Annotated in this window: 23 protein-coding genes; 13 read left to right on the forward strand and 10 right to left on the reverse strand. The window is 63.2% G+C overall.

The annotated features are described in order from the left end of the window. Positions 1 to 188 precede the first annotated feature (188 nt). The 3 genes from BM062_RS04335 to BM062_RS04345 all read right to left on the reverse strand — a co-directional run bounded on the left by BM062_RS04335 (position 189) and on the right by BM062_RS04345 (position 5,074). Complete coding sequence (locus BM062_RS04335) at positions 189 to 1,313, reverse strand: methyltransferase (protein ID WP_254784910.1); 1,125 nt, start codon at positions 1,311 to 1,313, stop codon at positions 189 to 191. Between the two features lie 299 nt (positions 1,314 to 1,612). After that, complete coding sequence (locus tag BM062_RS04340) at positions 1,613 to 3,394, reverse strand: methyl-accepting chemotaxis protein (protein ID WP_092393735.1); 1,782 nt, start codon at positions 3,392 to 3,394, stop codon at positions 1,613 to 1,615. Between the two features lie 21 nt (positions 3,395 to 3,415). After that, positions 3,416 to 5,074 (reverse strand): methyl-accepting chemotaxis protein, encoded by a 1,659-nt coding sequence (locus BM062_RS04345; RefSeq protein ID WP_254784912.1) that lies wholly within the window; start codon positions 5,072 to 5,074, stop codon positions 3,416 to 3,418. Positions 5,075 to 5,545: 471 nt separating this feature from the next. Here BM062_RS04345 and BM062_RS04350 point away from each other — a divergent pair, with 471 nt between their 5' ends. The 7 genes from BM062_RS04350 (at position 5,546) to BM062_RS04380 (ending at position 14,032) form a co-directional block, all read left to right on the forward strand. Further along, complete coding sequence (locus tag BM062_RS04350) at positions 5,546 to 7,174, forward strand: methyl-accepting chemotaxis protein (RefSeq protein WP_092393741.1); 1,629 nt, start codon at positions 5,546 to 5,548, stop codon at positions 7,172 to 7,174. Between the two features lie 22 nt (positions 7,175 to 7,196). Continuing rightward, positions 7,197 to 7,655 carry a chemotaxis protein CheW gene (locus BM062_RS04355; protein WP_092393744.1) on the forward strand — a complete coding sequence of 153 codons (459 nt, stop codon included), beginning with the start codon at positions 7,197 to 7,199 and terminating at the stop codon, positions 7,653 to 7,655. After that, positions 7,655 to 8,890 (forward strand): CheR family methyltransferase, encoded by a 1,236-nt coding sequence (locus tag BM062_RS04360; RefSeq protein WP_092393747.1) that lies wholly within the window; start codon positions 7,655 to 7,657, stop codon positions 8,888 to 8,890. The genes BM062_RS04355 and BM062_RS04360 overlap by 1 nt, the downstream gene beginning before the upstream one ends. Positions 8,891 to 8,971: 81 nt before the next feature. Then, positions 8,972 to 9,655, forward strand: coding sequence for a chemotaxis protein CheW (locus BM062_RS04365; RefSeq protein ID WP_092393750.1), 684 nt, complete (start codon positions 8,972 to 8,974; stop codon positions 9,653 to 9,655). Beyond that, the gene (locus BM062_RS04370; RefSeq protein ID WP_092393753.1) at positions 9,652 to 11,934 is read left to right on the forward strand and encodes a hybrid sensor histidine kinase/response regulator; all 2,283 of its coding nucleotides are present in this window, start codon (positions 9,652 to 9,654) and stop codon (positions 11,932 to 11,934) included. Before BM062_RS04365 ends, BM062_RS04370 begins: the two co-directional genes overlap by 4 nt. Continuing rightward, positions 11,931 to 12,992: a chemotaxis response regulator protein-glutamate methylesterase gene (locus tag BM062_RS04375; RefSeq protein WP_092393756.1), complete on the forward strand. Its 1,062-nt coding sequence runs from the start codon at positions 11,931 to 11,933 to the stop codon at positions 12,990 to 12,992. The genes BM062_RS04370 and BM062_RS04375 overlap by 4 nt, the downstream gene beginning before the upstream one ends. Before the next feature lie 29 nt (positions 12,993 to 13,021). Next, on the forward strand, positions 13,022 to 14,032 hold the full coding sequence (locus BM062_RS04380) for a GGDEF domain-containing response regulator (RefSeq protein WP_092393759.1): 1,011 nt from the start codon (positions 13,022 to 13,024) through the stop codon (positions 14,030 to 14,032). A gap of 125 nt (positions 14,033 to 14,157) precedes the next feature. Here BM062_RS04380 and BM062_RS04385 read toward each other — a convergent pair whose 3' ends face one another. Both BM062_RS04385 and BM062_RS04390 read right to left on the reverse strand, forming a co-directional pair. Further along, positions 14,158 to 15,087, reverse strand: coding sequence for a cation diffusion facilitator family transporter (locus BM062_RS04385; RefSeq protein ID WP_092393762.1), 930 nt, complete (start codon positions 15,085 to 15,087; stop codon positions 14,158 to 14,160). 37 nt (positions 15,088 to 15,124) lie between these two features. Continuing rightward, positions 15,125 to 15,316, reverse strand: a complete 192-nt coding sequence (locus tag BM062_RS04390) for a double zinc ribbon domain-containing protein (RefSeq protein WP_254784934.1) — start codon at positions 15,314 to 15,316, stop codon at positions 15,125 to 15,127. On the opposite strand from BM062_RS04390, the gene BM062_RS25870 reads away from it, so the two are divergent. From BM062_RS25870 to BM062_RS04405, 4 genes are all read left to right on the forward strand, one after another. Then, positions 15,221 to 15,433: a hypothetical protein gene (locus BM062_RS25870; RefSeq protein ID WP_254784938.1), complete on the forward strand. Its 213-nt coding sequence runs from the start codon at positions 15,221 to 15,223 to the stop codon at positions 15,431 to 15,433. The genes BM062_RS04390 and BM062_RS25870 overlap by 96 nt on opposite strands. A 124-nt stretch (positions 15,434 to 15,557) precedes the next feature. Continuing rightward, entirely contained in the window at positions 15,558 to 16,001 is a 444-nt protein-coding gene (locus BM062_RS04395; protein WP_092393768.1) for a CHRD domain-containing protein, read from the forward strand. Positions 16,002 to 16,076: 75 nt separating this feature from the next. Next, positions 16,077 to 16,709, forward strand: a complete 633-nt coding sequence (locus BM062_RS04400; protein ID WP_139219993.1) for a hypothetical protein — start codon at positions 16,077 to 16,079, stop codon at positions 16,707 to 16,709. Between the two features lie 76 nt (positions 16,710 to 16,785). After that, a complete protein-coding gene (locus BM062_RS04405; RefSeq protein ID WP_254784914.1) occupies positions 16,786 to 17,883 on the forward strand; it encodes a patatin-like phospholipase family protein in 1,098 nt (365 codons plus the stop codon). 13 nt (positions 17,884 to 17,896) lie between these two features. On the opposite strand, the gene aroQ is transcribed toward BM062_RS04405, so the two are convergent. Beyond that, positions 17,897 to 18,472 (reverse strand): gamma subclass chorismate mutase AroQ, encoded by a 576-nt coding sequence (aroQ, locus tag BM062_RS04410; RefSeq protein ID WP_092393777.1) that lies wholly within the window; start codon positions 18,470 to 18,472, stop codon positions 17,897 to 17,899. Positions 18,473 to 18,571: 99 nt separating this feature from the next. On the opposite strand from aroQ, the gene BM062_RS04415 reads away from it, so the two are divergent. Then, positions 18,572 to 20,683, forward strand: coding sequence for a site-specific recombinase (locus BM062_RS04415; protein WP_092393780.1), 2,112 nt, complete (start codon positions 18,572 to 18,574; stop codon positions 20,681 to 20,683). Between the two features lie 131 nt (positions 20,684 to 20,814). Next, positions 20,815 to 22,152 (forward strand): cardiolipin synthase, encoded by a 1,338-nt coding sequence (gene cls / locus BM062_RS04420; protein ID WP_092393783.1) that lies wholly within the window; start codon positions 20,815 to 20,817, stop codon positions 22,150 to 22,152. 4 nt (positions 22,153 to 22,156) lie between these two features. Here cls and hutG read toward each other — a convergent pair whose 3' ends face one another. The 4 genes from hutG to BM062_RS04440 are packed head-to-tail and all read right to left on the reverse strand — an operon-like array spanning position 22,157 to position 26,238. Next, positions 22,157 to 22,978, reverse strand: a complete 822-nt coding sequence (gene hutG / locus BM062_RS04425; RefSeq protein WP_092393786.1) for an N-formylglutamate deformylase — start codon at positions 22,976 to 22,978, stop codon at positions 22,157 to 22,159. 19 nt (positions 22,979 to 22,997) lie between these two features. After that, the gene (locus BM062_RS04430) at positions 22,998 to 24,371 is read right to left on the reverse strand and encodes a formimidoylglutamate deiminase (RefSeq protein WP_092393788.1); all 1,374 of its coding nucleotides are present in this window, start codon (positions 24,369 to 24,371) and stop codon (positions 22,998 to 23,000) included. A gap of 24 nt (positions 24,372 to 24,395) precedes the next feature. After that, positions 24,396 to 25,658: an imidazolonepropionase gene (gene hutI / locus BM062_RS04435; RefSeq protein ID WP_092393791.1), complete on the reverse strand. Its 1,263-nt coding sequence runs from the start codon at positions 25,656 to 25,658 to the stop codon at positions 24,396 to 24,398. A 10-nt stretch (positions 25,659 to 25,668) separates the two neighbouring features. Further along, positions 25,669 to 26,238, reverse strand: coding sequence for a HutD/Ves family protein (locus tag BM062_RS04440; RefSeq protein WP_175500884.1), 570 nt, complete (start codon positions 26,236 to 26,238; stop codon positions 25,669 to 25,671).

Consider the following 26,238-nt stretch of genomic DNA (forward strand, 5'->3'; position numbering starts at 1 on the left):
TTTGCCGTCAGATGAACAGAGATAGCCTAGATTTGGAGCTTAATTGCAGCAATGCCAAACTTATATATTTCACAATCGTTAACATTGGGTAACAACAAATCGCCGGTCATATCCACAAAAACCGGCGAATTTACAACAAATATTTTCCAAGGTGCAATAAAAAGCGAATCTTCTTCAATCCGCCCCGTTCAAGCTGCCGCCAATCGCCACAAGGAAGTCAGCTCGGCGGCGCGCGCGGCGTGCAACGGATCGGTTTCGTCGCTGGCCTTCGGATGCTGCGGCCGGATATCGGTTTTCCCCAGCACTTTCAGGCCCGCTGCCTCGATCGCCGCCAGCAGCTCGGCGCGCGGGCGCAAGCCCAGGTGTTCAGCCAGGTCGGACAGGATCAGCCAGCCCTCGCCGCCCGGCTCCAGATGTTGCGCCAGGCCGCCCAGGAATCCGCGCAGCATGCGGCTCTCAGGATCGTACACCGCATGTTCGATGGGCGAGCTGGGCCGCGCCGGAATCCAGGGCGGATTGCAGATCACCAGCGGCGCCCGGCCCTCAGGAAACAAGTCAGCCTGCAACAGCGTTACCTGGCCGTCCAGCTCCAGCCGCACCAGGTTCTCGCGCGCGCAACGCAGGGCGCGCGGGTCCATGTCGGTGGCCACGACGCGTTCCACGCCGCGTTTAGCCAATAACGCCGCCAGCACGCCGGTGCCGGTGCCGATATCAAAAGCCAGCTTGGCGGACGGCAACGGCGCCGCCGCCACCAGCCCGATATATTCGCCGCGCACCGGCGAATACACGCCGTAGTGCGGATGGATGCGTTCACCCAGCGCGGCAATCTCGACGCCCTTCTTGCGCCACTCATGAGCGCCGATCAGCCCCAGCAGTTCGCGCAGCGACGCCACGAACGGCTCCGCCGGCGCGCCATACGCTTCGTTGCAGGCGAGCTGCACATCGGGTGCGCGGCGCAACGGAATGCTGTAGTCGGCGTCGAACGGCAGCAACAGCATGCCCAGGGTGCGCGCCCGCTGCGATTGGGCCTGGCGGTGCAGGTTGAAGGCGTCGACCGGCGAAACCGGCTGCTTGCGCGGCTTGCCGCGCTTGTCAGGCTTCGGTTCGGCGCGCCGCGCCAGCGCTTGCAGCAACTGGCGGGCGTTCTGGAAATCGCCGCGCCAGAGCATGCCGGTGCCTTCGCAAGCCAGGCGGTAAGCGGTGTCGGCGGTCATCCGGTCGTCGGCAATCACGACCCGTTTCGGTGCGGTGTTGCCGTTTTCCGAGCGCCAGCGCGCTGAGCGCGGCTGGTCTTCCTCGATCCAATGGATCATAGGCTGTTCGCTTGCCGTCATAAGGCGCCTGCAGGATGGTCGGCCGAAGGCAATTCGACGGTGGTGAAATTCAAGCGCATGGATTGGTCTCGATCAGTGTAGGTAGGCAGGGAGCAGATCACGATGTTTGGCAAAACATCATCTGCATCGCCCGTTTGCGGTCACCGCAAACGGGCATCTTCGATAGTTCCCGAGTATACCTCTTGACTGCTGCCATGCGCCGATTCTTTCATCCAGCCGATTCAGGGCCGACCGCGTCTCGCCGACCGCATCTCGCCGACCGCATCTAGCCGACCGCCTTAAAACGTCTCCCAGTCATCCGCGTTGGATGCGGCCAGCTTGACCGCGGGCGCTTTCCACGGCGTTTGCTGCACCTTGACGGATGCGGGCTTGCTCGCGACGGCGCGCGTTTTGGTGGCGGCGACCGTCTTCAAGACCGGAGGCGGCGAGCGTTTCACCGGCGCCGGCCTGGCGCCCAGCACCGGCTCTGCGCGTTTGGCAGGGGTCGACGGCACGCTGCTGCGCTGTTGCTCGGCTACATGGAATACCGACACCGCATCCTGCAGGCGCTGCGCCTGTCCTTCCAGCGAACCGGCCGCTGCCGCTACCTGCTCCACCAGCGCGGCATTCTGCTGCGTGACCTGGTCCATCTGCGTCACGGCCTGGTTGACCTGTTCGATGCCGCTGCTTTGTTCTTCCGAAGCCACCGTGACTTCCGCCATGATGTCGGTCACGCGCTTGACCGCCTGCACGATTTCATCCATGGTCCGGCCAGCCCTGGCCACCAGTTCGGAGCCGCCGTCCACCTTGTCGACAGAATCGCCGATCAGTTCCTTGATTTCCTTCGCTGCCTGGGCGCTGCGCTGCGCCAGGTTGCGCACCTCGGCCGCGACCACCGCAAAACCGCGCCCCTGTTCGCCGGCGCGGGCCGCCTCTACCGCCGCGTTCAGCGCCAGGATATTGGTCTGGAACGCAATGCCGTCGATCACACCGATGATGTCGGCGATGCGCCGGGAGCTGTCGGTAATGCCTTGCATGGTATGCACTACCTGTCCGACCACCTCGCCACCCTTGGCGGCGATATCGGAAGCGCTCTGCGCCAGGTTGCCCGCCTGGCGGGCGTTGTCGGCATTCTGCCGCACGGTGGCGGTCAGCTGCTCCATGCTGGCCGCGGTCTGCTGCAGCGACGCCGCCTGCTGCTCGGTGCGCGCCGACAGGTCGCTGTTGCCGGCCGAGATTTCCTTGATCGAGGCGCCGATATTGTGCGTGCCCTCGCGGATTTCGGTGATGGCCGCCGCCAGCTGCTGCTGCATCTGCCGCATGGCGTGCAGCAGGCTCGACTTGTCCTTGCCGTCGACCACTACCGTCACATCCAGTTCGCCGCCGGCGATCCTGGCGGCGATGGCGGCGGCATAGCTGGGTTCTCCGCCCAGGCTGCGCGTCACGCTGCGGATGATCAGCAGCATGGTCGCCGACACCGTCACGCCGATCACAAACATGATCAGCAGCTGCCTGAGCAGGTTGTCGTAAAACGCGGCCTGCACATCATTGACGAACACGCCGGACACCAGGAACCAGTCCCACGGCGCGAAATAATTCACCTGGCTGATTTTTTCGGCGCGGGTGTCTGTGGTGCCCGGCAAGCGGCCCATGTAATGGACGATGCCTTGCTGTTGCTGCTTGCCCAGCTTGACCATTTCCACGTAATACAGCTTGCCGTCGGTATCCTTGCGCTCGCCGACGTTCTTGTTGACGATATCCTTGCTGGTCGGGTGCATCAGCACCACTGGCTGCGAATCGAAGACAAACACGTAGTTGTCCTGCGCATAGCGCATGGTGCCGATGCGCTGCAGGGCCTGGCTTTGCGCATCCGCCAGGCTGAGCCGGCCGGCGGCGACATCGTCGGCGTAACCTTTGACGATGCCGGCCGCGGTTTCCACCACATTCTTCAACCCCGCCTCGCGCTCCTTCATCATGGTGTCGCGGGTATTCAAGGCCGACCAGCCGGCCAGCAGCAGCAATCCCAGCCACATGACCGCCAGCACCAGCCACAGTTTTGCTTTCAGACTCAGATTTTTCATACTTCCCCTATGAGATAGAACCTAGGCTGCAACTCGCCGCGCTGCGGGCCTAGACGATAATTGCGCCTGCGGCGGCGTGATGTTGCGCGCCCGCGCAGACGGTTCGGCAGCGAATGCCTGGCTGACCTGGCCGCTGCCGGTCTTGAACACGCTCACCATCTGCGCCAGGTTGACTGCCTGTTCCTGCAGCGACGCTGCTGCTGCGGCGGCTTGCTCCACCAGCGCCGCGTTTTGCTGGGTGACCTCGTCCATTTGCGCAATCGCGTGGTTGACCTGCTCGATGCCCGTGCTTTGTTCCTGGCTGGCGGTGGCGATCTCGCCGATGATGTCGGTCACCCGCTTGACGCTGGTCACCACCTCGCCCATGGTTGCGCCGGCCTGTTCGACCAGCTTGCTGCCGCTGCCGACCTGGCTCACCGAATCGTCGATCAGCACCTTGATTTCCTTGGCCGCGGCGGCCGAACGCTGCGCCAGGCTGCGCACTTCCGAAGCGACCACCGCAAAACCGCGCCCCTGTTCGCCGGCGCGCGCCGCTTCCACTGCCGCATTCAGGGCCAGGATATTGGTCTGGAACGCAATGCCGTCGATGACGCCGATGATGTCGACGATTTTCTTCGACGAGCTGCGGATGTTGCCCATGGTGTCCACCACCTGCGACACCACGGCGCTGCTGTTGCTCGCCACCTGCGAAGCGGTCACCGCCAGCTGGTTGGCCTGCCGTGCATTGTCGGCGTTCTGCTTGACGGTCGAGGTCAGCTGTTCCATCGCCGACGCGGTTTCTTCCAGCGATCCGGCCTGCTGTTCGGTGCGGCTCGACAGGTCCAGGTTGCCGCTGGCGATCTGGCCGGAGGCAGTGGCGATGGTGTCGGCTGAACTCTTGATGTTGGTGATCGTGTGCAGCAGCGATGTGCGCATGCATTTCATGGCATACACCAGGCTGCGCGTATCGCCGGGCCGGGTCGCGATGTCCAGGCTGAGGTCGCCGTCGGCGATGCGGTTGGCGATAGCGGCCGCAGCGCCGGGATCGCCGCCGATCGCGGCCAGCATGCTGCGGTTGGAATAGATCACCAGCGCCACCAGCGCCAGCGCCACCACCAGCAGGATGGCGCCGGCCTGGTACAGCGACTGCATGAAAGCCAGGTTCAGGTCGTCCACATAGATGCCGGTGGTGGCGATCCAGTCCCACGGCTGGTAGCCAAGCGCGAACGACATCTTCGGCACCGGTTCGGCGGAGCCGACGCGCGGCCAGACATAATCGACGAAACCGCCGCCGCTCTGGCTGCCGGCCTTGGAAATCAGGACGAACACCAGGTTGCCCTCGGGATCCTTGAAATCGCTCATCTTGCGGCCGTCCAGTTCCGGCTTGATCGGATGCATGACCATCACTTCATTCGAAGTCGAGACCGAAAAATAACCGTCCTTGCCATAGCGCATGGCCTTCAGCCGCGCCAGCGCCTGCTGCTGCGCCTCGCTCTTGCCGAGGGCGCCGCTGGCGGCCATGGCGCCGTATTCCTTGATCACGTTCATGGCGACATTGGAGACATTGATCAAATCGCTTTTACGCTCTTCCAGCCGGATCTGCCGCGCCTGGTAAGCATTGAATACGGAGATCGAAAATAGTGCGACCAGGCTGACCAGCAGCGGCAGCCATAGTTTCTGCGTAAAAGATAATCTGTTCATGAATGGGTCTCCGTTTGCCTTGGCAATTATCGATAACATGCGGCGCCGAGGCGCCGGCACGGGAAGCATTTGCTGCTCTCCTATGCATTAACGGCAGCGCCGCTGCATAGCTGAAGGGGTAGGAGACGAGAATTGTGCGCAACAGCGCCAGGCGCCGGAACCGGAGCGGATCTGCCGGCGGCAGTTTGACAATCGGAATCGCCGCTGACGACGGCACAAGGGATTATTGATTGTTACCTTCGAGATTTCACAATGATATACAAATCAGTATCCAAAAATCTGCAATAATCGGCGCCCGGCACTGTTCCGGCATTGCCAAAAAGTCGCCCGCTTTCGATCTGACTGGTTTATTGTATCCGCTTAGAAACTCACCAGAATGGCGCAGTTGTCAGTTAACCAACTCCAAACCATTCTCGAACCGCGGACCGGGAGAACGCACCAACCACCGATCAACGACAGGAGAGATAACACGTGAAGCAATGGACTATTCGGCAAAGAATGCTGGTCAGTTTCGGCCTGATCCTGGCGTTGATGGGATTCATGGCCGGCATTACCTATCTCAAGCTGGCGGCGATCGAACACGAAACCACCAGTTTCCAGACCGACTCCATGCCCGGCCTGGAATTGAGCACAGGCATCCGTTCGACCTGGTTCCAGAGTTACCTGCTGATGCTGCAGGTAGTGGCGCTGGACAACCCGGATGAACGCAAGCAAGACCTGGCGACCATCCACGCCGACGCCGAGAAAATGGACAAGCTGGTCACAGACTACGACAAGACCATTTTCGAAAACCAGGACCGAATCAATTTCAACGCCTTCAAGGCTGCCCGCGTCCAATACGACCGGCTCATGGCCGAGGTCTTGAAGCTGGACGATTCCCAAAAGAATGCGCAAGCCCGCGCCCTGCTGATACAACAGCTGGAACCAGCCTGGCAGGTTGGACGCAACGCCGCTACCCAGCTGCGCGACTTCAACCAGCAGGCCGAAGTGCGCTCGGTGGACAAGATCGAAGCTGCGGTAGTGGTCGCCAAAAGCACGTTGCTGGTAGCGCTGGTGATCGCCCTGGCCTCGGCCCTGATCTGCGGTTTCTTCCTGCTGCGCGCCATCACACGGCCGATGGCGGACCTGATCGCGGCGCTGGAAGTGATCCGCTCCGGCGACCTTTCGCAACGCCTGAACCTCAACCGCCACGACGAATTCCAGGCGCTGGAAGCGGGCCTCAACCGCATGTCGGACGAACTGACCGGACTGGTCGGGCAAGCGCAGAAATCGGCGGTGCAGGTCACCACGTCGGTGGTCGAAATCGCCGCCACCGCCAAGCAGCAGCAGGCCACCGCCAACGAAACCGCGGCCACCACCACCGAGATCGGCGCCACGTCGCGCGAGATCTATTCCACTTCGCGCGAGCTGGTGAACACCATGAACGAAGTGTCGTCCGGGGCGGAGGAAGCGGCGCGGCTGGTCGGCACCGGCCAGGCCGGCCTGACCCAGATGGAAGACACCATGCACCACGTGATGGATGCAGCCGGTTCGGTCAATGCCAAGCTGGCCATCCTCAACGAAAAGGCCAGCAACATCAACCAGGTCGTGACCACCATCACCAAGGTCGCCGGGCAAACCAACCTGCTATCGCTGAACGCCGCCATCGAAGCGGAAAAAGCCGGCGAATACGGCCGCGGATTTTCCGTGGTGGCGACCGAAATCCGTCGCCTGGCCGACCAGACCGCGGTGGCCACCTACGACATCGAACAGATGGTGAAAGAGATCCAGTCCGCGGTATCGGCCGGCGTCATGGGCATGGATAAATTTTCCGAAGAGGTACGGCGCGGCATCGCCGACGTGCAGAACGTCGGCACCCAGCTGTCGCAGATCATCCAGCAGGTGCAGGCCCTGACGCCGCGCTTCCAGTCGGTCAATGAAGGGGTGCAGGCGCAAGCCATCGGCGCCGAACAGATCAGCCAGGCGCTGACCCAGCTGAGCGAAGCCGCCCAGCAAAGCGTGGAATCGCTGCGCCAGTCGAGCCAGGCGATCGATGAACTGACGCTGACCGCCAACGGCCTGCGCAACGGCGTCTCGCGCTTCAAGCTGAAGCTCGGCTGAGGCAGCCGCGGAGTTGCCCCCCATGCTTTTCTTATTGTTCAAAATCGGCCAGGACCATTACGCGCTCGACACCAGCCAGGTCGCGGTAGTGCTGTCGCTGGTCAGCCTGAAACAGATACCGGCGACCGCACCCTGGGTGGCCGGCGTGTTCACCTACCAGGGCCAGTCGGTGCCGGTGATCGACCTCAGCCAGCTGGCGCTGGGCCGCCCTGCCCAGCGCCGCCTGAGCACCCGCATCGTGCTGGTGCACTATCCGGCCCCGGGCCCGGACAGCCGCCTGCTGGGACTGGTGCTGGAAAAATCCAGCGAAATCATGCGCCGCGAGCCGTCCGAGTTCCGCGGCAGCGGCCTCGATCACAGCGACGCGCCTTACCTGGGGCCGGTTACCGACGATGCGCGCGGACTGATCCAGTCGGTCCGGGTGCAAGACCTGCTGCCGCCTGAAGTACGGGCGCAACTGTTTCCGGCCGCGGAGCAATAATGCCGCTGGAAAAATTCGAAGCCATGCTGAAGCGTACGATGGGGCTGGATGTCCAGTCCATCGGCCGCCCCATGCTTGAGCGCGCCGTGCACGAACGGCGCGACAAAAGCGGCCTCGACGACCTTGACGCCTACTGGCTGCTGCTGCAGATGTCGGAGCAGGAACAGCTGCACCTGATCGAATCGGTCATCGTCCCGGAAACCTGGTTCTTCCGCAATCGCGAAGCGTTCAATGAAATGGTGCAGCTGCTGCCGCAGCGGCTGGTCAGCGCCAGTCTGCCTTTGCGCATCCTGAGCCTGCCCTGCTCTACCGGCGAAGAGCCGTACTCGATTGCAATGGCATTGCTGGACATTGGCATGCCGCCGCAGCATTTCCGCATTGACGCCATCGACATCAGCCCGCAATCGCTGGCCATTGCGCGCCAGGCGGTATACGGCAAGAATTCGTTCCGCGGCGATTTTCTCGCGTTCCGCGATCACTATTTTGCCCTCAATGAACAGGGTTATGCGTTGTCGGAAACGGTGCGCCAGCAGGTATGCTTCATCCAGGGCAACCTGTTTGCGCCCGGCTTGCTGTATGGCGAAGCGCCTTACGACATCATCTTTTGCCGCAACCTGCTGATCTATTTCGACCGCGCCACCCAGCACCAGGCTGTCACCATCCTGACCCAGCGGCTGGCGCCTGAGGGCTTGCTGTTTGTCGGTCCGGCCGAAAGCGCCTTGATGATGCAGCATGCGCTGACGCCGATCAAGGCGCCGATGGCCTTCGCCTTCCGCCAGGGCGCGCCCAGGCAGGATGCGGCCAAACCGGCGCCGGCCGCTGTCTTCGCACCGCAGCCGCCGGCGCGTCCTGCGCCAAGATCGGCTGCCATACGCACCGCGCCTTCCAAGGCCAGGTCCGCGGCCGATTCGCCACCGCTGCCGCAGGCCACCCTGGCACAGGTGCAGCTGCTGGCCGACCAGGGCAAACTGGACGAAGCCGCCAGCCTGTGCGAACAGCTGATCCAGCATCATGGCGCATCGGCCGCCGCATACTACCTGATGGGCCTGATCCACGACGCTGGCGACCGCAAGCAAGCCGCGGCGGACTGCTATCGCAAAGCCTTGTACCTGGAACCAGCCCATGCCGGCGCCATGACGCACCTGGCAGCCCTGCTGCAAACCCAGGGCGACGCCGCCGGCGCCAGGCTCCTGCAACAGCGCGCGCGGCGTTCGGCAGAAAACAATCCGCCTTGACATGCACTTGACCACGGCACCCGCCCATCACTCCCGGACCGGCTATTCCAGCCTGCCGGTTAGTCGTATGATGTGGCAATCATGAGCACACCACTTGATTATCAAATCGACAGCGCGCTGATCGACGACTGCTGGAACCGCATCGGCGTGCGCGGCGATTCCTCGTGCGAGCGCCTGGCGCTGCACATCGATTGCCGCAACTGCCCGGTGCATGCACGCGCTGCAGCCGAGCTGCTCGACCGTTTGCAGATCGACGACATCGGCGACGGCTGGCGCGAGCAAGCCGAGCAGCCGGCGGAAAACACAGCCGGCCTGCAGTCCTTGCTGCTGTTCCGCATCGGCGAAGAATGGCTGGCGCTGCCGACCGCGCTGCTGGAAGAGATCACCGAGCTGCGCACCGTGCACCGTTTGCCGCACCGGCAAAACGCCGTCGTGCTCGGCATCAGCAATATCCGCGGGGCGCTGGTGACTTGCGTGTCGCTGGCGGCGATGCTCGGCATCAGCAACGACAGCCAAGCCACAGCGCGCCAGGAACTGCTGCGGCGCATGCTGATCGTCAGGCACAACGGCCAGACCACCGCCTTCACCGCAGATGAAGTGCATGGCACCTTGCGTGTCGCCGCTTCCGCCTGGCAGCCGGTGCCGACCACGCTGACGCGCGCCGCCGGCCACTTCACCCATGCCGTGATCCAATGGAACGGGCATAGCGTCGGCTTGCTGGACCAGGAACTGCTGTTCCACACGCTGGATCGGAGCCTGGCATGAACGCCGACGATATGCGCGACGCCTCCATGCTCGACCTGTTCCGCCTGGAAGTAGACACCCAGGCGCAAGTCATGAGCAGCGGCTTGCTGGCGATTGAACGCGCGCCCTCGCCGCAACAGCTGGAAGCCTGCATGCGCGCCGCCCATTCGATCAAAGGCGCGGCGCGCATCGTCGGCATCCAGGCCGGGGTAGACGTTACCCATGTCATGGAAGACTGTTTTGTCTCGGCGCAGCAGGGCAAAATCCAGCTCGGGCCGCGCCGTATCGACCAGCTGCTGCATGGCGTCGACCTGCTGCAGCGGATCGCCGCCAGCGCCGAAGACCTGGAACTGTGGCAGGCCGGCAGCGGCCGCAAGGAAATCGAAACTTTCCTGCGCGGCCTGGAAAACAGCTTGCAGCAAGCCGATGACCGCGCCCGCGAGCCGGAAGCGGCGATTGCGCTTGCCGCAACGGAAGCGGATGAGGCAATGGCGACAGCCGATGAAGCCGCACCCGGCAAGCACCTGGACAAGATCAAGAACCAGGACCAGGGCGACCGCATGCTGCGCGTCACCGCCGCGCACCTGAACCAGTTGGTCAGCCTGTCGGGCGAATCGCTGGTCGAATCGCGCTGGCTGCCGGCTTTCAACGAATCCCTGCTGCGCCTGAAACGACTGCAGCAAAACACCGCGCAATCGCTGGAAGTCCTGCACGACTCGCTGCGCGAGGACAATCTCGCGGGCGACCACCTCATGGCGCTGCAGGAGGTCCGGCAGCATATCGACGCCAGCCAGAAAATGCTGGCGGAGCGCCTGGCCGAGCTGGAGCTGTTCGAACGGCGCAACAGCAGCCGCGCGCAACGTCTGTACGACCAGGCGCTGGCCAGCCGCATGCGGCCGTTCGCCGACCGCGTGGTCGGCTACGACCGCATGGTGCGCGACCTCGGACGCACCTTGGGCAAACAGGTCAAGCTGGAAATCAACGGCCAGGCAACCCAGGTTGACCGCGACATCCTGGAGCAGCTGGATGCGCCGCTGGTGCACCTGTTGCGCAATGCGCTGGACCACGGCATCGAAGCGCCGCCGCAGCGCCGCGCCGCCGGCAAGGACGAAGAAGGCTTGATCACGCTGACCGCGCGCCACCACGCCGGCCTGCTGCAGATCACCATCAGCGATGACGGCAACGGCGTCGACCTGGAGCAGCTGCGCGCCGCCGTGGTGCGGCGCGGGCTGGTGGACCATGCCACCGCAAGCCGCCTGAGCGATACCGAACTGCTGCATTTCCTGCTGCTGCCGGGCTTCAGCATGCGCGACACGGTGACTGAAATTTCCGGGCGCGGGGTCGGCCTGGATGTGGTCCACAACATGCTCAAGCGCATGCGCGGCACCATCCAGATTTTCAGCGAAGCCGGCCACGGCATGCGCTTCCAGCTGCAACTGCCGCTGACGCTGTCGCTGGTGCGCAGCCTGCTGGTCAGCATAGGCGGCGAACCCTACGCCTTTCCGCTGGCCTACGTCAACCGCACCATGATATTGGAGCGCAGCCAGATCGAATCGCTGGAAGGCCGCCAGCACTTCGCATTTGAAGACCGCCAGATCGGCCTGGTCGCCGCCAGCCAGATCCTGCAGAGCGGCGATGCGGCCCCGGGCGGCGACCGCATCACCCTGGTCGTCATAGGCGACCAGGTGCAGACCTACGGCCTGCAGGTCGACCGCTTGCTGGGCGAGCACATGCTGGTGGTGCAGCCGCTGGACGCGCGCCTGGGCAAGATCAAGGATGTCGCGGCGGCGGCGCTGATGGAAGACGGCGCACCGGTGCTGATACTGGACGTCGCCGACATGCTCAATTCAGTCGAGAAACTGATCGCCCAAGGCCAGCTCAGCAAGATTGAAAACAACAGCAGCCAGCAACAAGTGCGGACCAGCAAACGGGTGCTGGTGGTGGACGATTCGCTCACCGTGCGCGAACTGGAGCGCAAGCTGCTGAGCAGCCGCGGTTATACGGTGCGCGTCGCGGTGGACGGCATGGACGGCTGGAACGCCTTGCGCAGCGAGCCGTTCGACCTGGTGGTGACCGACATCGACATGCCGCGCATGGACGGCATCGAACTGGTCACCTTGATCAAGAAAAACCTGCAGCTGAAAGCCATTCCAGTCATGATCGTATCTTACAAAGACCGCCAGGAAGACCGTCAGCGCGGGCTCGAAGCCGGCGCCGACTACTACCTGGCCAAAGCCAGTTTCCATGACGAGACCCTGCTGCAGGCAGTGGAAGACCTGATCGGCGAGGCGCATTCATGAAGATCGGTATCGTCAACGATGCGCCAATTGCAGTGGAAGCGCTGCGCCGCACGCTGGTCCAGCGCCAGGACCATGAAATCATCTGGATTGCCGAGGATGGCCAGCGCGCCATCGAGCTGTGCGCCTGGCAGGTGCCGGACCTGATCCTGATGGACCTGATGATGCCGGTGCTCGATGGCGTCGCCGCCACCCGCCATATCATGGCGCATACGCCGTGCGCGATCCTGATCGTCACCGGCGACGTCGGCGCCAATGTCTCGGCGGTCTACGATGCGATGGCCTACGGCGCGCTCGATGCAATCGATACCCCGAGCACCCTGAGCGGTTATCCGCGCAACGACGTCAACAGCTTGCTGGCCAAGATCGACTCCATCGAAAAACTGCTCAACCAGCGCCAGTCGCTGCCTGAACAGGGCGCGCCGGCGGCAGCTTCGGCCGCCGCAACCGCCATTGCGGCCGGCGGCAGGAAGTCGTCGCTGCCGGCTCCCGATTCGAAATACCTGGTCGCCATCGGCGCTTCCGCCGGCGGCCCGGCTGCGCTGGCGACCTTGCTGTCGCAGCTGCCGGCGGATTTTCCGGCGGCCCTGGTGGTGGTACAGCACGTGGATGCCCAGTTCGCGTCCGGCATGGCCGAATGGCTCAGCAGCCAGTCGAAGCTGCCGGTACGGCTGGCGCTGGCCGGAGACAGCCCGGCGCCGGGCCAGGTCTTGCTGGCCGGGACCGACGACCATCTGCGCCTGACGCGGCCGTTCCAGCTGGGATATACAGAACAGCCCAGCGGCTATCCCTACCGGCCGTCGATTGACGTTTTTTTCCAGAGCATCGTCGAATTATGGGCCGGCAAGGCGATCGGCATCCTGCTCACCGGCATGGGGCGCGACGGCGCCCTGGGCCTGAAAGCCATGCGCGACAAAGGGTATTACACGATCGCCCAGGACCGCCAATCCAGCGCCGTGTACGGCATGCCGAAAGCGGCCGCCCTGCTCGATGCGGCCGACGCCATCCTGCCGGTGAACCAGATCGCCGGCAAGCTGGCCGGCATCATAAGCAAACGATAGCTACAATCAGCACAGATACGGAGTAAGTCATGCCAAAAGAACTCAATCTCGACATCGATCAGCCGCCAGACGACTATCCGGTCATGGTGCTGCTGGTCGACGACCAGGCCATGGTGGGCGAAGCGGTCAGGCGCGCGCTGGCGAACCAGGTCAACATCGATTTCCACTACTGCGCCCATCCCGACGAGGCGATCGAAGCCGCCCAGAAAACCCGCCCCACGGTCATCCTGCAGGACCTTGTGATGCCCGGCATCGACGGCCTGACCCTGGTGCGCCAGTACCGCGCCAACCCGGCCACCCGCAACGTGCCGATCATCGTGCTGTCGACCCGGGAAGATCCGGCGGTCAAGAGCGCCGCGTTTACCGCCGGCGCCAACGACTACCTGGTCAAGCTGCCCGACACCATCGAGCTGGTAGCGCGGATCCGCTACCATTCGCGCTCTTACGTCAACCTGCTGCAGCGCGACGAAGCCTATCGCGCGCTGCGCCAAAGCCAGCAGCAGCTGCTGGAAACCAACCTGGAACTGCAGCGCCTGACCAACTCGGACGGCCTGACCGGGCTCGCCAACCGCCGTTATTTCGACGAATATTTCAGCGCCGAATGGAAGCGCGCCGAACGCGAGCAAAGTTCGCTGTCGCTGCTGATGATCGATGTCGACGATTTCAAGCTGTATAACGATACCTACGGCCACCTGGCCGGCGACACCGCGCTCAAGCAGGTGGCGGAAAGCATCGGCTATTTTGCCAGGCGGCCGACCGATCTCGCGGCCCGCATCGGCGGTGAAGAGTTTGTGCTGGTGCTGCCATCCATGTCGCGCGAGCACATGGAGGTCCAGGCCGACAAGCTGCAGGCCGCGGTGCATGCGCAGGGCATCGCCCACGCATCCTCCAGCAACGACGCCAGGGTCACGGTCAGCGTCGGCGGCGCCAGCATGGTGCCGCAGCGCGGCAGCTCCCAGGAAAAACTGGTGGAAGCGGCCGACCAGGCACTGTACCGCGCCAAGCGCGGCGGCAAGAACCGGGTCGAGATCGCTCAGTAAAAAGCGCTTGCGGACCGGTTCGGCCGCGACCTGTTCGGCAACTGCCCGGGGACTGCCGATTGGCAGCCCGGAAATGAAAACGGAAGCATGCAGCATGCATCCGTACGGTTTACGCCGATGCCGCTTCAGGCATGCACATGCCTCTCCTCTGGCGCGCTGTAGTTGCAGCCGTCCTCGGTATGGGCGCAGGGGCTGAGCTCGAACTGCAGCGTGGTGTGGTACACCGCAAACTGCGACGCCAGGACCTCCTTCAGCAGCGGCAGCAATTGTTCCGCCGGATAAGCGGGGTCGTACACCACGTGCGCGGTCAGGCTGGCCTTGCCGCTGGTGACCGCCCACAGGTGGAAGTCATGCACGCTCACCACTCCCGGCACCGCGCGCAGCGCGGCTTGCACCTGCTCGATGTCCATGCCTTCCGGCACTCCTTCCAGCAGGATGTTGACGCTTTCCTTCAGCAAGATCCAGGTACGCGGCAAGACCCAGAATCCGATCAACACTGCAATCAGCGAATCGACCCACTCCCAGCCGGTATAACGGATGACGAGCGCCCCGAGGATCACGCCCAGCGAACCCAGCATGTCGCTCCAGACTTCCAGGTAGGCGCCTTTGACGTTCAGGCTGGCGTCTTTGCCGCTGCTCAGGAGCCGCATGCTGACCAGGTTCACGAGCAGCCCGAAGACGGCGATCACCAGCATCCCGGTCGACTCGATTTCAGCGGGGCTGCGGAAGCGCTGGTAAGCCTCGTACAAGATGTACATCGCCACCAGGAACAGCAAGACCGCGTTGAACGCCGCCGCCAGGATCTCGAAACGATGGTAGCCAAAGGTGCGCTTGGCGTCTGGCGCCTTCCTGGCGATGCGGATTGCCGCCAAGGCAATCGCCAGCGCCATGGTGTCCGTCAGCATGTGCGCCGCGTCCGAGATCAGCGCCAGGCTGCCGGTGACCAGGCCGCCGATCACTTCGACTACCAGGAAGGTCGAAGTCAGTCCTAATGCGGTCCAGATATATTTTTCGTTCTGGCTGGTGGGTAAGGCGTGGGAATGGCCTGCGCTCATGAGGGGTCCTTAGGTTGCGTAGAGGTAATGTAGCGCCTTATTGCGGCGTTCCGCAATTGCCGCAGAATTTTGCGCCGGCGGCCTTGGCGACACCACAACCGCTGCAACTCGCCGCCTGCAGGGAATTGCCGCATTGCTGGCAAAAACGCGCACCGGCGACATTGCCTGCATTGCAGTTCGGGCAATTGCCTCGGCCGGGCGCAGCCGCGCCCCAGGCATTTTGCTGGATGCCGCCACGATACCCGTGCTTGCCGCCCTGCCGATATGGCGAATTGTGTCCGTCGCCATGGTGGCCAAGGCCAAGCAGGTTTTTGAAAAAACGCACTTTGCTCTCCTTTGTGGTTGAATGGCCTCATTTAAAACCTTGTAGTTACTACAGGGTCAAGCGGATACATAAAAAAATCCGCAAGAAAGAAAGCGGACTACACTATTGCTTGCTTTCCCCCTATAAACAGCACAAAGGAAAACACATGACTACCCAGTTAAAAAACCTGAGGCCATCGCTGTTCGCTTCTGTTGCACTGGCATTGCTGCTTGCGGCATGCTCGACCATGCCGGCCGATACCACCCACACCAGCGAAGTTACCCTGGACAGCGCGCACGAAGTCCCGCCTAACGACTCGAGCGCAAGCGGCGCCGGCACCATCGTGGTCAAGGCCGACAAATCGGTCAGCGGCAGCGTCACCACCAGGGGCATACAAGGAAAAGTGGCGCACATCCATGAAGGCGCGCTGGGCAAGAACGGCCCCGTCATGGTCGGCCTGACCAAGACCGGAGACAACATGTGGTCGGTGCCGGACGGCACCAAGTTCACCGACGCCCAATACGCCAGCTACATGGCGGGCAACCTGTATATCAATGTCCACAGCGCCACCAATCCCGGCGGCGAAATCCGCGGCCAGCTGCAGCCCTGAGCCGAGCCTCCCGAGCCGCCATGCGCGTACTGCAAACCAGCCATGGCGGCTGATATAAAAAACCTTAATCAGCCTATGCATTCGACCATCCGGATTTTCGCCGCATTCTTGCTGGCCATCGCGCTTGCCAGCGGCGTGCTGTATGCAATCGACCACTCGTCCGGCAGCAACAGCGTCAAGAACCTTGAGAGCCCGGTAAAAACAGCCGGCGCCGTGGCGCCGACAGAGAATCCTGCGGCATTTGCTGCATCTGCAGCGGCAACAGCGGCGCCGCCGGCAGCCAGCGATACCCTGCCGCCGGCGCCGGCCAGCCCTCCCTTGGCCGACAATGCCGGCGCCATCGCCAAATGCAACATCGACGGCAAGATCGTCTATACCGACAAGGGCTGTCCGCAAGGAAGCAAATCCAGATCTTTACAAATCACCGACAACGCCGTCGTTCCCGGCGTCGACCGCGCCACGATTGAACGCACACTGCGCCAGCCGGCGCCGCCGCCACAGCTGGCCCAGGCCGCGCCGCCCGCCGCCGTGATCGAACCGCCGGTGAGCTCCATCACCACCGACGCCGGCGTCGATTGTCCGGCGCTCGGACGGCGCATCGAATGGCTGGGTTACATGGCGCACCGCTGGCAGCCGCCGTACATACGCGACCGCATGCGGCGCGAGCGCGACGAACTGCAGACCAGGTGGTTCTGGGCCCATTGCTAGCAGCCTGTCGGACGGCACTCCCTCCGGCAACAAGATGCTTGATATGCAAGCGGCTATTGATGCATCATTCGAGCCCATGACCCGAACCGAAAAATATCAATGCTGCATGGTGATGGCGGGCGGCGGCTTCCGCTTCGGCTACTACCTTGGCATGTATGCCGCGGCAGTCGACACCGGCAACAAGCCTGACCTGCTGCTGGCCAGCTGCGGCGGCTCGATCGCTGCCGCCGTGATCCGGGCGCTGCCGGACGATGCGCAGCGCAAGGCGTGGATCAGCTCGCCGGCGATGTACCGCTTCCTGTGCGGCTTGCAGTCGACGCCCAAGGCCGCCATCGGCCGTTCTTTCCTGCACGCTGTCAAACGGCGCCTGACGGCCAGGCGCGCCGCCGTCATCCCGGACCTGTTCAGCGATTATTTTTTCGATATCCCGCCGCAACTGCCGCTGCCGCCGCTGCAGGCGCAAGCGGAAGCCCCGCCCGCGGTCGCCATCGTCGGCGGCAAGATGCTGTTTTCCAAAGACCAGGTCGGGCAGCGCAGGGCCGGCCGCAAGCTGTTTGCCGAAACCGTGTTTTGCGATCCGCGTACGGCGGCGCTGCTGGACGGCATGGCCTCGCCCATGAGCGATCCGATGTGGGGCGACAACGCCATCGCGCCGCAATTGCTGACCGACGTCCAGATGCCGATCGGCGACGCCGTGCGGATTTCGATTGCCGACATGTTTTATTTTCCCTGCCACACGCACCAGGCCGGGCACTATACCGGCGGCGTGGTCGACCTGTTTCCCATCGAACTGGCAAAACGGCTGGCGCAGCGGGTGGTGATGGAACTGAAGGCGCCGTTCAGCCAGGCGCTGGCGATCCCGGCCTGGCGCGCGGTGCTGGGAGTCGATGGCAACCAGCGCCTGCGCCACGTCCACAGCCAGCATGCCGATGTCTGGATCGATGCGTCGGATGTGGAAAGCGTATTCCGCAAGCGCGGCATGCAGCAGAAACTGTCCTGGCCGAAGAATCGCCTGCGCCTGCTGATGCCGGCTCGCCATGAAATTTACCAGGAGCATGTGGAAGCACAATGGCACTACGGCTATCAGCGCGGGCTGGAAGCATTTGGCCAGCCTGGCCCCAACTACAAACGGCACATGCGCCATGCGACCAGGCACAACAGGGTACGGCCATGAAGTCCGCGCGCGGCTAGTTCCGCAGCCAGCCCGTCAATGCGACCCGGCGCGGCTCGCCGTCCAGGTCGCCGCGCACCAGGACCGCTGAACGCATTTCGATATAGGCCGGCATGCCCGGCTGCGCCAGCAAGGGCCGGATCTTTTCCAGCTCGGCGATCAGCTCAGGCGTCAATTTGTCCAGCACCGGCCGCACATCGCGCCCCAGGTCCGGCGCATCGTCGAAACGGCCCCGGCCTTGCTGGCGCCACTGCGCATGCAGCCCGAGCTGCATGGCTTTGCTGGCGTCGAACTGGGCCTGGAAAAAACGCCGGGCAAAAACCGGATCCAGCCCTTTGGCCTGGGCTACGACGGCATCGAGTATCAATTGTTCGCGCGGCGGATCGTTGACGGCGCCGCCCGAATTCCATTTCGCCTTGGCGACCATCGGAGCGACCGCAAGGCGCTGGTCTATCAGCACCAGCAAATGATCGGCCTGGGCAGCGTCGGCAGCGCTCGGCGCCGGCGGCATGCCCTGGCAAGCCGCCAGCAGAACCATCAGGAACAGGCTGGCAAACAGTTTGCCCAAGGCTGGGGTTTTCAAAAATATCATGGGCTCTTTCTATGGCAAACCAAAAACATAACATTCATTAACAACTGATTTCGATAAACTGACCGTACACTATCGACTTCGCATTTTATAAAACTTTGCATGCTATCAACACTAAAACTCATCGCCGCCGATCCCAACTCCGACAATATCGACCATCTGGTGGCCTTGATCAAGACCTTGCGCCCCACCAGGCCGGAGCTTGGACAGGAAGCGGCCGAGAACGTGCGGGTGCTGGTGCAACTGCTGCATGGCGAGCCGGCCCAGGCCGGCGCCCTGCGCCACTATATCCTGCGGCTGTTTTCGACGCGGCGCCAGATCAGCCTGTACACCGACACCGGCATCCTGCCCAACGCCGGTTTTTTTACCGAACTGTTCCAGCGCCTGTCGTTCCGCATCTTGCCGCCGGCGCTGGATGAAAACTATCTGCGCGATTGCCTCGACCGCCTGCTGCCGGTTGAAACCGATTACCTGTGGATCAACGCCGTGCCCGCGGCAGACTGGCTGAGCCTGTTCGACCTGCTGAGCCAGGCCGCGCCGTATACCGACGCCGACAACAACGCCGCCAGCGACGCCGTCGACCGCCATAAGACCGTGGGCGAACTGCTGGAAGCGATCCAGACCCTGTCCTACCGCATCAGCGCCATGGGCCTGGAGCCGGCGCTGCTGCGGCTCTATCCCAGCATCGACGAGTTCGAATCGCCGTTCCTGATGCAGAACGTCGAGCTGCACCTGTACCTGAACAGCTATCGCCGCCGCCTGGCTGCCGCCGACTCGGCCCTCGATCCGAGCGAATTACCGCCGCTGGAAGACGCCCGCCACCTGTCGGTGATGCTGGACCAGTGCGAAACCATCGTCCTCAAGATCCGCAAGAACGCCTTGCGCATGGGCAGCAGCGTCTCCCTCACCTACCTGCTGGTGCGGCTGGAGCAAAGCACCGCGCGCCTGCGCAAGCTGCTGAGCCTGGTCGATGCCGGCCCGGCCGAGGATGGACAGGCCGACGCGGCATCCGATCCCGGCGCGGCCGAAGCCCGGCAACTCGCCCGGCGCAGCCAGGCGCTGGCGCTTGGCCAGGAACTGGTCGAGGGCCATAACCGCAAATACGCGGTGCGCGAACTGTTCGCCGACAACATCAACCTGCTGGCGCGCAACGTCACCGAAAACGCCAGCCGCACCGGCGAACACTACGTCGCCGAGGATCGCTCCGAATACGCCGCGATGTTCCGCTCTGCCTCCGGCGCCGGCCTGGTCATCGGCTTCATGTCGCTGCTGAAGATCCTGGCCTCCTACCTGCGCGCCGCGCCGCTGGTGGAAGCGTTTTTATTCAGCATGAACTATTCGCTCGGTTTCATGCTGATCCATGTCCTGCATTTCACGGTCGCTACCAAGCAGCCGGCGATGACCGCGTCGCGCATCGCTTCCGGCCTGCAAAGCCGCGACGGCCGCAATATCGACCTCGACAGCCTGGTCGAACTGATCGTCAAGGTGATCCGCACGCAATTCATTGCGGTCGCCGGCAACCTGCTGCTGGCTTTCCCGGTGGCTTATCTGATCGCGCTCGGCTACCAGGCGCTGTCCGGCCATCACCTGGTGACGCCTGACAAGGCGGCGCACCTGCTGCACGATATCGACCCGTTTGCCAGCCTGGCGCTGTTCCACGCAGCGATCGCCGGCGTCTGCCTGTTCCTGGCCGGCCTGATCTCGGGCTACTACGATAACAAGGCGCTCTACACCCACATGGCGCTACGGGTGGCGCGCGCGCACTGGCTGCGCAGGCTGCTGGGCCAGCCGCGGCTGGCCCGCTTCGGCGAATACCTGGAGCGCAACCTGGGCGGCCTGATGGGGAATTTCTATTTCGGCATCCTGCTCGGCACTATCGGCACCATCGGTTTCATGCTGGGCCTGCCTATCGACATCCGCCACATCACGTTTTCGGCGACCAATTTCGCCACCGCCCTGGCCGGCCTCGATAACCACATGAGCTGGCAAACCGCTGTGGTTTCCGTCATCGGCGTGCTGGCGATCGGGACGGTCAACCTCTGGGTCAGCTTTTCGCTGGCGCTGTTCGTGGCGTTGCGTGCGCGCCAGGTACGCTTCCGCCATGGCCTGGCGCTGGCCAAGGCGGTCTTCATGCGTTTCAGGAAAAGCCCCAAGGATTTTTTCATTCCGCCTAAACGGCAGGCGCCGATGGAAGAGGACAAGCCCGCCGCTTAGCGGCCAGATGTTGCGGAATGATCCGCTTTACTATCCTGGAACGCCGCAACGTGATTAGCCAAGCAAGAACCGGCGCAACACGGTAGTATCCGAACGGCAATATATTTGAACCCGCCGCAAGGTCTTGAAACATGTCGAATCCCCAGCTGCATGGATTTTTTCTACGATACGCCGTTGCGCTGCTGTGCGTCCTGACAGCGGCCTGCTCGACGCTGCCCGACGTCAGCAACCTGAGCGCCTCGGTAGCGCAAGTAAGCGCAGCCGGCAGCGCCCCGGCAAACGGCCCGGCCCGGCTCGCCATGCTGGCAGCGATGGAAGAAGCGGTGACCAACAGTCCGCTGGTCAAAGGCAACAAGGTCACTTTGCTGTTCGACGGGCCGGACACCATGACGGCCATGATCGCCGCCATACAGCAGGCCAAAAGCACGATCAATTTTGAAACCTACATTTTCGACCAGGACCAGCTCGGCCTGCAGTTTGCCGACCTGCTGATTGAAAAGCAGCGCGCCGGGGTCCAGGTCAACATCATCTACGACAGCGTCGGCAGCATCGGCACGCCCACCGAATTTTTCGAGCGCATGCGCGCCGCCGGCATCAGGCTGGTCGAATTCAATCCGGTCAACCCGCTCAAGCGCTTCGGCCGCTGGCAGCTGAACCATCGCGATCACCGCAAGATCCTGGTGGTGGACGGCAAGACCGGCTTCACCGGCGGCGTCAACATCAGCGCCGCCTATGCCAACAGTTCGCTGTTCCGCGCGCGGCGCCGCGCCGACTCAGGCGCCATAGGCTGGCGTGATACCCACCTGCAGATAGAAGGCCCGGCGGTAGCGTCACTGCAATTGCTGTTCTTGCAGACCTGGGGCACGCAACATGCCGAAGATTTGCCGGACCTCGATTATTTTCCGAAACTGGACAACGCCGGCGACAAGACGGTGCATGTGCTGAGCACCCAGCCCGACAGCGACTACAGCCTTTACAAAGCCTATATCCTGGCGATCCAGCAAGCGCGCAAAAGCATACACATCACCACGCCCTACTTCACTCCCGACCGCCAGCTGGTGGATGCGCTGGTTGCCGCCGCCAAGCGCGGCGTCGACGTTACCCTGATCTTGCCCGGCGTGACCGATATCGGCCTGATGTTCCACGCCGGCCAGTCGTTTTATACACAGTTGCTGAGCGCCGGCATCCACATCTACCAGCTACAGGTTGCGGTGCTGCACGCCAAGACCGCCGTGATCGACGGCAGCTGGTCTACCGTCGGTTCCGCCAACCTGGATATCCGCAGTTTCCTCCACAACTATGAAGCCAACGTGATCGTCATCGACGAACAGTTCGGCCGCGAAATGGAAAAAGCCTTCCGCGAAGACATCCGCGGCTCGCAGCAAATCACGCTGGAACAATGGCAGCAGCGGCCGCTTTCCGAACGCATCAAGGAATGGGCGGCGCGCTCGCTCGGTTACTGGTTGTGAGGGTTCAATCCGATGCGTGATCTTTGGCCCAGGCCAGCATCACGTCCATGAAACGCTGCAAAGTCGGCCGCACCAGCGCCGCGCGCTGTTCGTCGAACGCAAACGGCAGCTGTTCTTCCATATAGGTCAGTTGCGCCTGCTCCAGCTGCACCGCATGGATGTTCTGCTCCGGCTTGCCGTAATGGCGTGTGATGTGGCCGCCCTTGAAGCGGCCGTTCACTGCGTAGCTGTAGCCCGCCTCGGCAGCCTGCGCAGCGACCGCCTGCAATTGCTGCGTCAGTTCCGGCGCGCACGAGCTGCCGGCGCCGGTGCCCAGGTTCAGGTCAGGCAAGCGCCCTTCGAAAAAGCGCGGCACCACCGATGCGATGGAGTGCGCATCCCACAGCATCGCCACGCCATGCTCGGCGCGCATGCGCTGCAGTTCCTGCTCCAGCTGCTGGTGGTAAGGGCGCCAGTACTGCGTGATGCGGCGCTGTATTTCCGCCTCGCCCGGATCTTTCCCGGCCTGATACAGGGTTTGCTTGTGGAAGGTGTCCAGCGGGCACAGCCCGGTCGTATCCTGCCCCGGATAGAGGTTGACGTTGTCCTCGGGCCGGTTGACGTCAATCACGTAACGCGAATGGGTCGCCACCAGGACTGAAGCGCCCAGTTCCTCCAGGAAGCTGTACAACCTTGGCATGTGCCAGTCGGTATCGGCAATCTCCAGCGCCGCGGCGCTCATGTCCGCGGCGATATCCGGCGGGATGTACTCTCCTGCATGCGGCATCGACACCAGCAGCGGCAGCCTGCCGCGATGAAACAGGAATTTTTCTACAGGCGGGTTCATCAACTTTCCTTCACTATTCTTAATCCAGCAATTTCTTCATGGTACGCGCATAAGCCGCGGCGCTCTGTTCCTGCCGGCCATGCTTGTGGTCGCGGACCACCCAATGGCCGCCGGCCATGACATCGCGCACCGGCGTTTGCCCGTGCTGGCAAAACACGAAGCTGTCGAGCAATTGGTCGCCGTGTTTGCCGCCCAGGTCGGCGTGCTGCGGGTCCAGCACCAGCAGGTCGGCGCGCTGTCCGGTTTCCAGCCCTGCCACCTGGCGGCCGCTGGCGATAGCGCCGCCGCGCAAGGCTTGCCGGTACAGGTAGCCGCCGACGGAAGCGCCCTCGCCGCCGGCCAGCATGTTGCGCTGGCGGTGCAGCAGGCGCTGGCTGTATTCATACAAACGCAACTCTTCGCTGACGCTGGTGCTGATATGGCTGTCAGAGCCGATGCCCCATGTACCTTGCGCGCCGGCATAGGCCACGCCGTTGAAAATGCCATCGCCCAAGTTGGCTTCGGTGGTCGGGCAAATGCCGGCAACGGCGCCGCTGCGCGCCAGCTTTTCGGTTTCGGCGGTCGTCATGTGGGTGGCGTGCACCAGGCACCAGCGGCGGTCGACCTCGGCATGCTCCAGCAGCCATGCCACCGGCCGCGCACCCAGCGCGGCGACGCAGTCTTCGACCTCTTTCTCTTGTTCGGCAATGTGGATATGCACCGGCGCCTGCGCATCCCATTGCCTGAGCAGCGTCAGCAGCTGCTGCAGCGATTGCGGCGACACCGCGCGCAAGGAATGGGGAGCGACGCCGTAGCGCAGGCCGGCATGCTGCGGGTGCGCCGCCTGCAGGGCTTGCAAGGCGCCGATGATCCACTCCGGCGAATTGACAAAACGCGCCTGCCCGATATGCGGCGCCTGGGCGCCGAAGCCGCTGTATTGATACATCACCGGCAGCAAGGTCAGGCCGATGCCCGCTTCCTGCGCAGCTTCGATCAGGCACACCATGTTTTCGGCCGGGTCGGCGTAAGGCTTGCCGTCCGCATCGTGATGCAGGTAGTGGAATTCGCAGACCGAGGTATAACCCGCCTGCAGCATCTCGATATACAGCTGGAGCGCAATCGCCTTCAGGTCGGCAGGCGACAGCTTGCCGGCAAACTTGTACATCAGGGTGCGCCAGCTCCAGAAACTGTCTTTCGGATCGCTGCGGTATTCGGTCAGCCCGGCCATCGCCCTTTGGAATGCATGCGAATGCAGGTTGGCGATGCCTGGCAACACCGTGCCGGCGACAGCCACCGCGGCGGCATCGGAATCAGGTCTGACGCGGGTCAGGATGCCATGGTCGTCCCACTCCAGCAGGACATTGTTGCGCCAGCCTCCTGGCAACAGGGCGCGGTCGGCTATCAGCTGCTTCATGATATCTTCCTCATGATATTTTCCTCATGACATTTCCTTTTGCGATACCGCAGCGAAACGGCCGCCGCGCACTATCGCGCTACAGGGATTGAGACCCGACCAGTAAGCCAGCTCCGCCAGCGACTCCACCGACCAGACCACAAAGTCGGCGGCGCGTCCCGCCGCCAGCAAGCCATGGCGATCGGCCTTGCCGAGCGCCAGCGCGGCGTTGCCGGTCACTCCCATCAGGGCTTCCGCGGTCGTCATCCTGAACAAGGTGCAAGACATGTTCAGCATGAGCAGCAAGGAAGTGCTGGGTGAAGTGCCCGGATTGCTGTCGGTGGAAACCGCGATCGGAATCCGGTAACGCCGCAGCAATTCCAGCGGCGGCTGTTTTGTTTCGCGGATGAAGTAATAGGCGCCGGGCAGCAGCACGGCGACCGTTCCGCTTTCCTGCATCGCCGCCACATCTGCTTCGCTCAGGTGTTCCAGATGATCAACCGACAGCGCCTTGTAGCGTGTCGCCAGCTGGGTGGCGCCGATATTCGACAGCTGGTCGGCGTGCATCTTCACCGGCAGGCCAAGCTTGCCGGCTGCGATAAATACCTGTTCGCTCTGCGCTACGGAAAAGCCGATGTTCTCGCAAAACACATCGACCGCGTCGACCAGTCCTTCCGCATGCAAGGCCGGCAGCATCTGGTCGCAGACCAGCCTGATGTATTCGTCGGCGCGGTCCTTGTATTCGGGCGGCAAGGCGTGGGCGCCGAGAAACGTGGTGTAGACGGTGACCGGATAAGACTCGCCCAGGCGCCGCGCCACCCGCAGCATCTTGCGTTCGGCCGGCAGGTCGAGGCCGTAGCCGGATTTGATTTCAATCGTGGTCACGCCTTCCGCCAGCAAGGCTTCCAGGCGTCGCGCCGATTGCCGGAACAGGCTGTCTTCGTCGGCTGCGCGGGTAGCGCGCACGGTCGATACAATGCCGCCGCCGCTCCTGGCGATTTCTTCATAACTGGCGCCCGCCAGGCGCATGGCGAATTCGTCGGCGCGGTTGCCGCCATACACCAGGTGGGTGTGGCAATCGATCAGGCCGGGCGTGATCCAGCGGTTGCCTACATCGTGCTGCGCCAGGCCCGCTTGCCTGAATTCTGCAGGCAGCTCAGCCTCGCTGCCGATCCAGGCGACCAGGCCGTCGCGCACCACCATGGCGCCATCCAGGATGACTTGGCCGGGGTTGCCGGACGGCGCAATCCTGGCCTGGCGCCAGACGCCGTCGGCTAAGCGGGCTGCTTCAACTTGACTCTGCGGCATGCTGGTTTTCCTATAGCAGATTGATGCTGACACTGATAACGATACTGCCGGCCTGCAATGAACGCAACGCCAGCCGGCCCGGCTGTTCGTCAAAGACCAGGGCCTGGCGCGGCGCCAGCGTTGCCTGTTCGCCATTATCGGTCAGCACGTCCCAGCGGCCTTGCACGCAAAACAGCAGGCTGGTGTCCTGCGCCAGGTCCTGGTCGGCATGCCAGACATCGACTGTGCCGCTAGCCGCCCCGCGCCGCAGCATCAGGTTGAAATCCTGGCAGGCGCCGCCTGCCAGCTGCGCGTCGACCTGTTCTTCGCCGCGAAAACGGTGCGCTTGCAAAGGCGTCAACAAGGCAGAACCACCACCGGCCGAGCGCAGCTGCATGCCATCCCCTTCCAGCAACATGATCACCCGGTCGACGCCCGGGAAACTGGAGAAGGCGCCGGACTGGCTGACATCGGCAATGCTCACTCGCCATAAAAATGCATCGAACGAGGCTCCTGCCGGATAACCGTACAGCTCGCGCGTGACGCCGCCGCCGTTTTTCCAGGGCGTGGCCTGCAGCTCTTCGAACTTGAGCAAGCGCAT

Source organism: Collimonas sp. OK412, assembly GCF_900112135.1.
GTDB classification, from domain to species: Bacteria; Pseudomonadota; Gammaproteobacteria; order Burkholderiales; family Burkholderiaceae_D; genus Collimonas; species Collimonas rhizosphaerae.

Coding starts and splice junctions, on each gene's coding strand:
- BM062_RS04335 (WP_254784910.1), bottom strand. CDS start 1,313: ATGATCCATTGGATCGAGGAAGACCAGCCGCGCTCAGCGCGCTGGCGC.
- BM062_RS04340 (WP_092393735.1), bottom strand. CDS start 3,394: ATGAAAAATCTGAGTCTGAAAGCAAAACTGTGGCTGGTGCTGGCGGTC.
- BM062_RS04345 (WP_254784912.1), bottom strand. CDS start 5,074: ATGAACAGATTATCTTTTACGCAGAAACTATGGCTGCCGCTGCTGGTC.
- BM062_RS04355 (WP_092393744.1), top strand. CDS start 7,197: ATGCTTTTCTTATTGTTCAAAATCGGCCAGGACCATTACGCGCTCGAC.
- BM062_RS04360 (WP_092393747.1), top strand. CDS start 7,655: ATGCCGCTGGAAAAATTCGAAGCCATGCTGAAGCGTACGATGGGGCTG.
- BM062_RS04365 (WP_092393750.1), top strand. CDS start 8,972: ATGAGCACACCACTTGATTATCAAATCGACAGCGCGCTGATCGACGAC.
- BM062_RS04370 (WP_092393753.1), top strand. CDS start 9,652: ATGAACGCCGACGATATGCGCGACGCCTCCATGCTCGACCTGTTCCGC.
- BM062_RS04375 (WP_092393756.1), top strand. CDS start 11,931: ATGAAGATCGGTATCGTCAACGATGCGCCAATTGCAGTGGAAGCGCTG.
- BM062_RS04380 (WP_092393759.1), top strand. CDS start 13,022: ATGCCAAAAGAACTCAATCTCGACATCGATCAGCCGCCAGACGACTAT.
- BM062_RS04385 (WP_092393762.1), bottom strand. CDS start 15,087: ATGAGCGCAGGCCATTCCCACGCCTTACCCACCAGCCAGAACGAAAAA.
- BM062_RS04395 (WP_092393768.1), top strand. CDS start 15,558: ATGACTACCCAGTTAAAAAACCTGAGGCCATCGCTGTTCGCTTCTGTT.
- BM062_RS04400 (WP_139219993.1), top strand. CDS start 16,077: ATGCATTCGACCATCCGGATTTTCGCCGCATTCTTGCTGGCCATCGCG.
- BM062_RS04405 (WP_254784914.1), top strand. CDS start 16,786: ATGACCCGAACCGAAAAATATCAATGCTGCATGGTGATGGCGGGCGGC.
- aroQ (WP_092393777.1), bottom strand. CDS start 18,472: ATGATATTTTTGAAAACCCCAGCCTTGGGCAAACTGTTTGCCAGCCTG.
- BM062_RS04415 (WP_092393780.1), top strand. CDS start 18,572: ATGCTATCAACACTAAAACTCATCGCCGCCGATCCCAACTCCGACAAT.
- cls (WP_092393783.1), top strand. CDS start 20,815: ATGTCGAATCCCCAGCTGCATGGATTTTTTCTACGATACGCCGTTGCG.
- hutG (WP_092393786.1), bottom strand. CDS start 22,978: ATGAACCCGCCTGTAGAAAAATTCCTGTTTCATCGCGGCAGGCTGCCG.
- BM062_RS04430 (WP_092393788.1), bottom strand. CDS start 24,371: ATGAAGCAGCTGATAGCCGACCGCGCCCTGTTGCCAGGAGGCTGGCGC.
- hutI (WP_092393791.1), bottom strand. CDS start 25,658: ATGCCGCAGAGTCAAGTTGAAGCAGCCCGCTTAGCCGACGGCGTCTGG.
- BM062_RS04440 (WP_175500884.1), bottom strand. CDS start 26,238: ATGCGCTTGCTCAAGTTCGAAGAGCTGCAGGCCACGCCCTGGAAAAAC.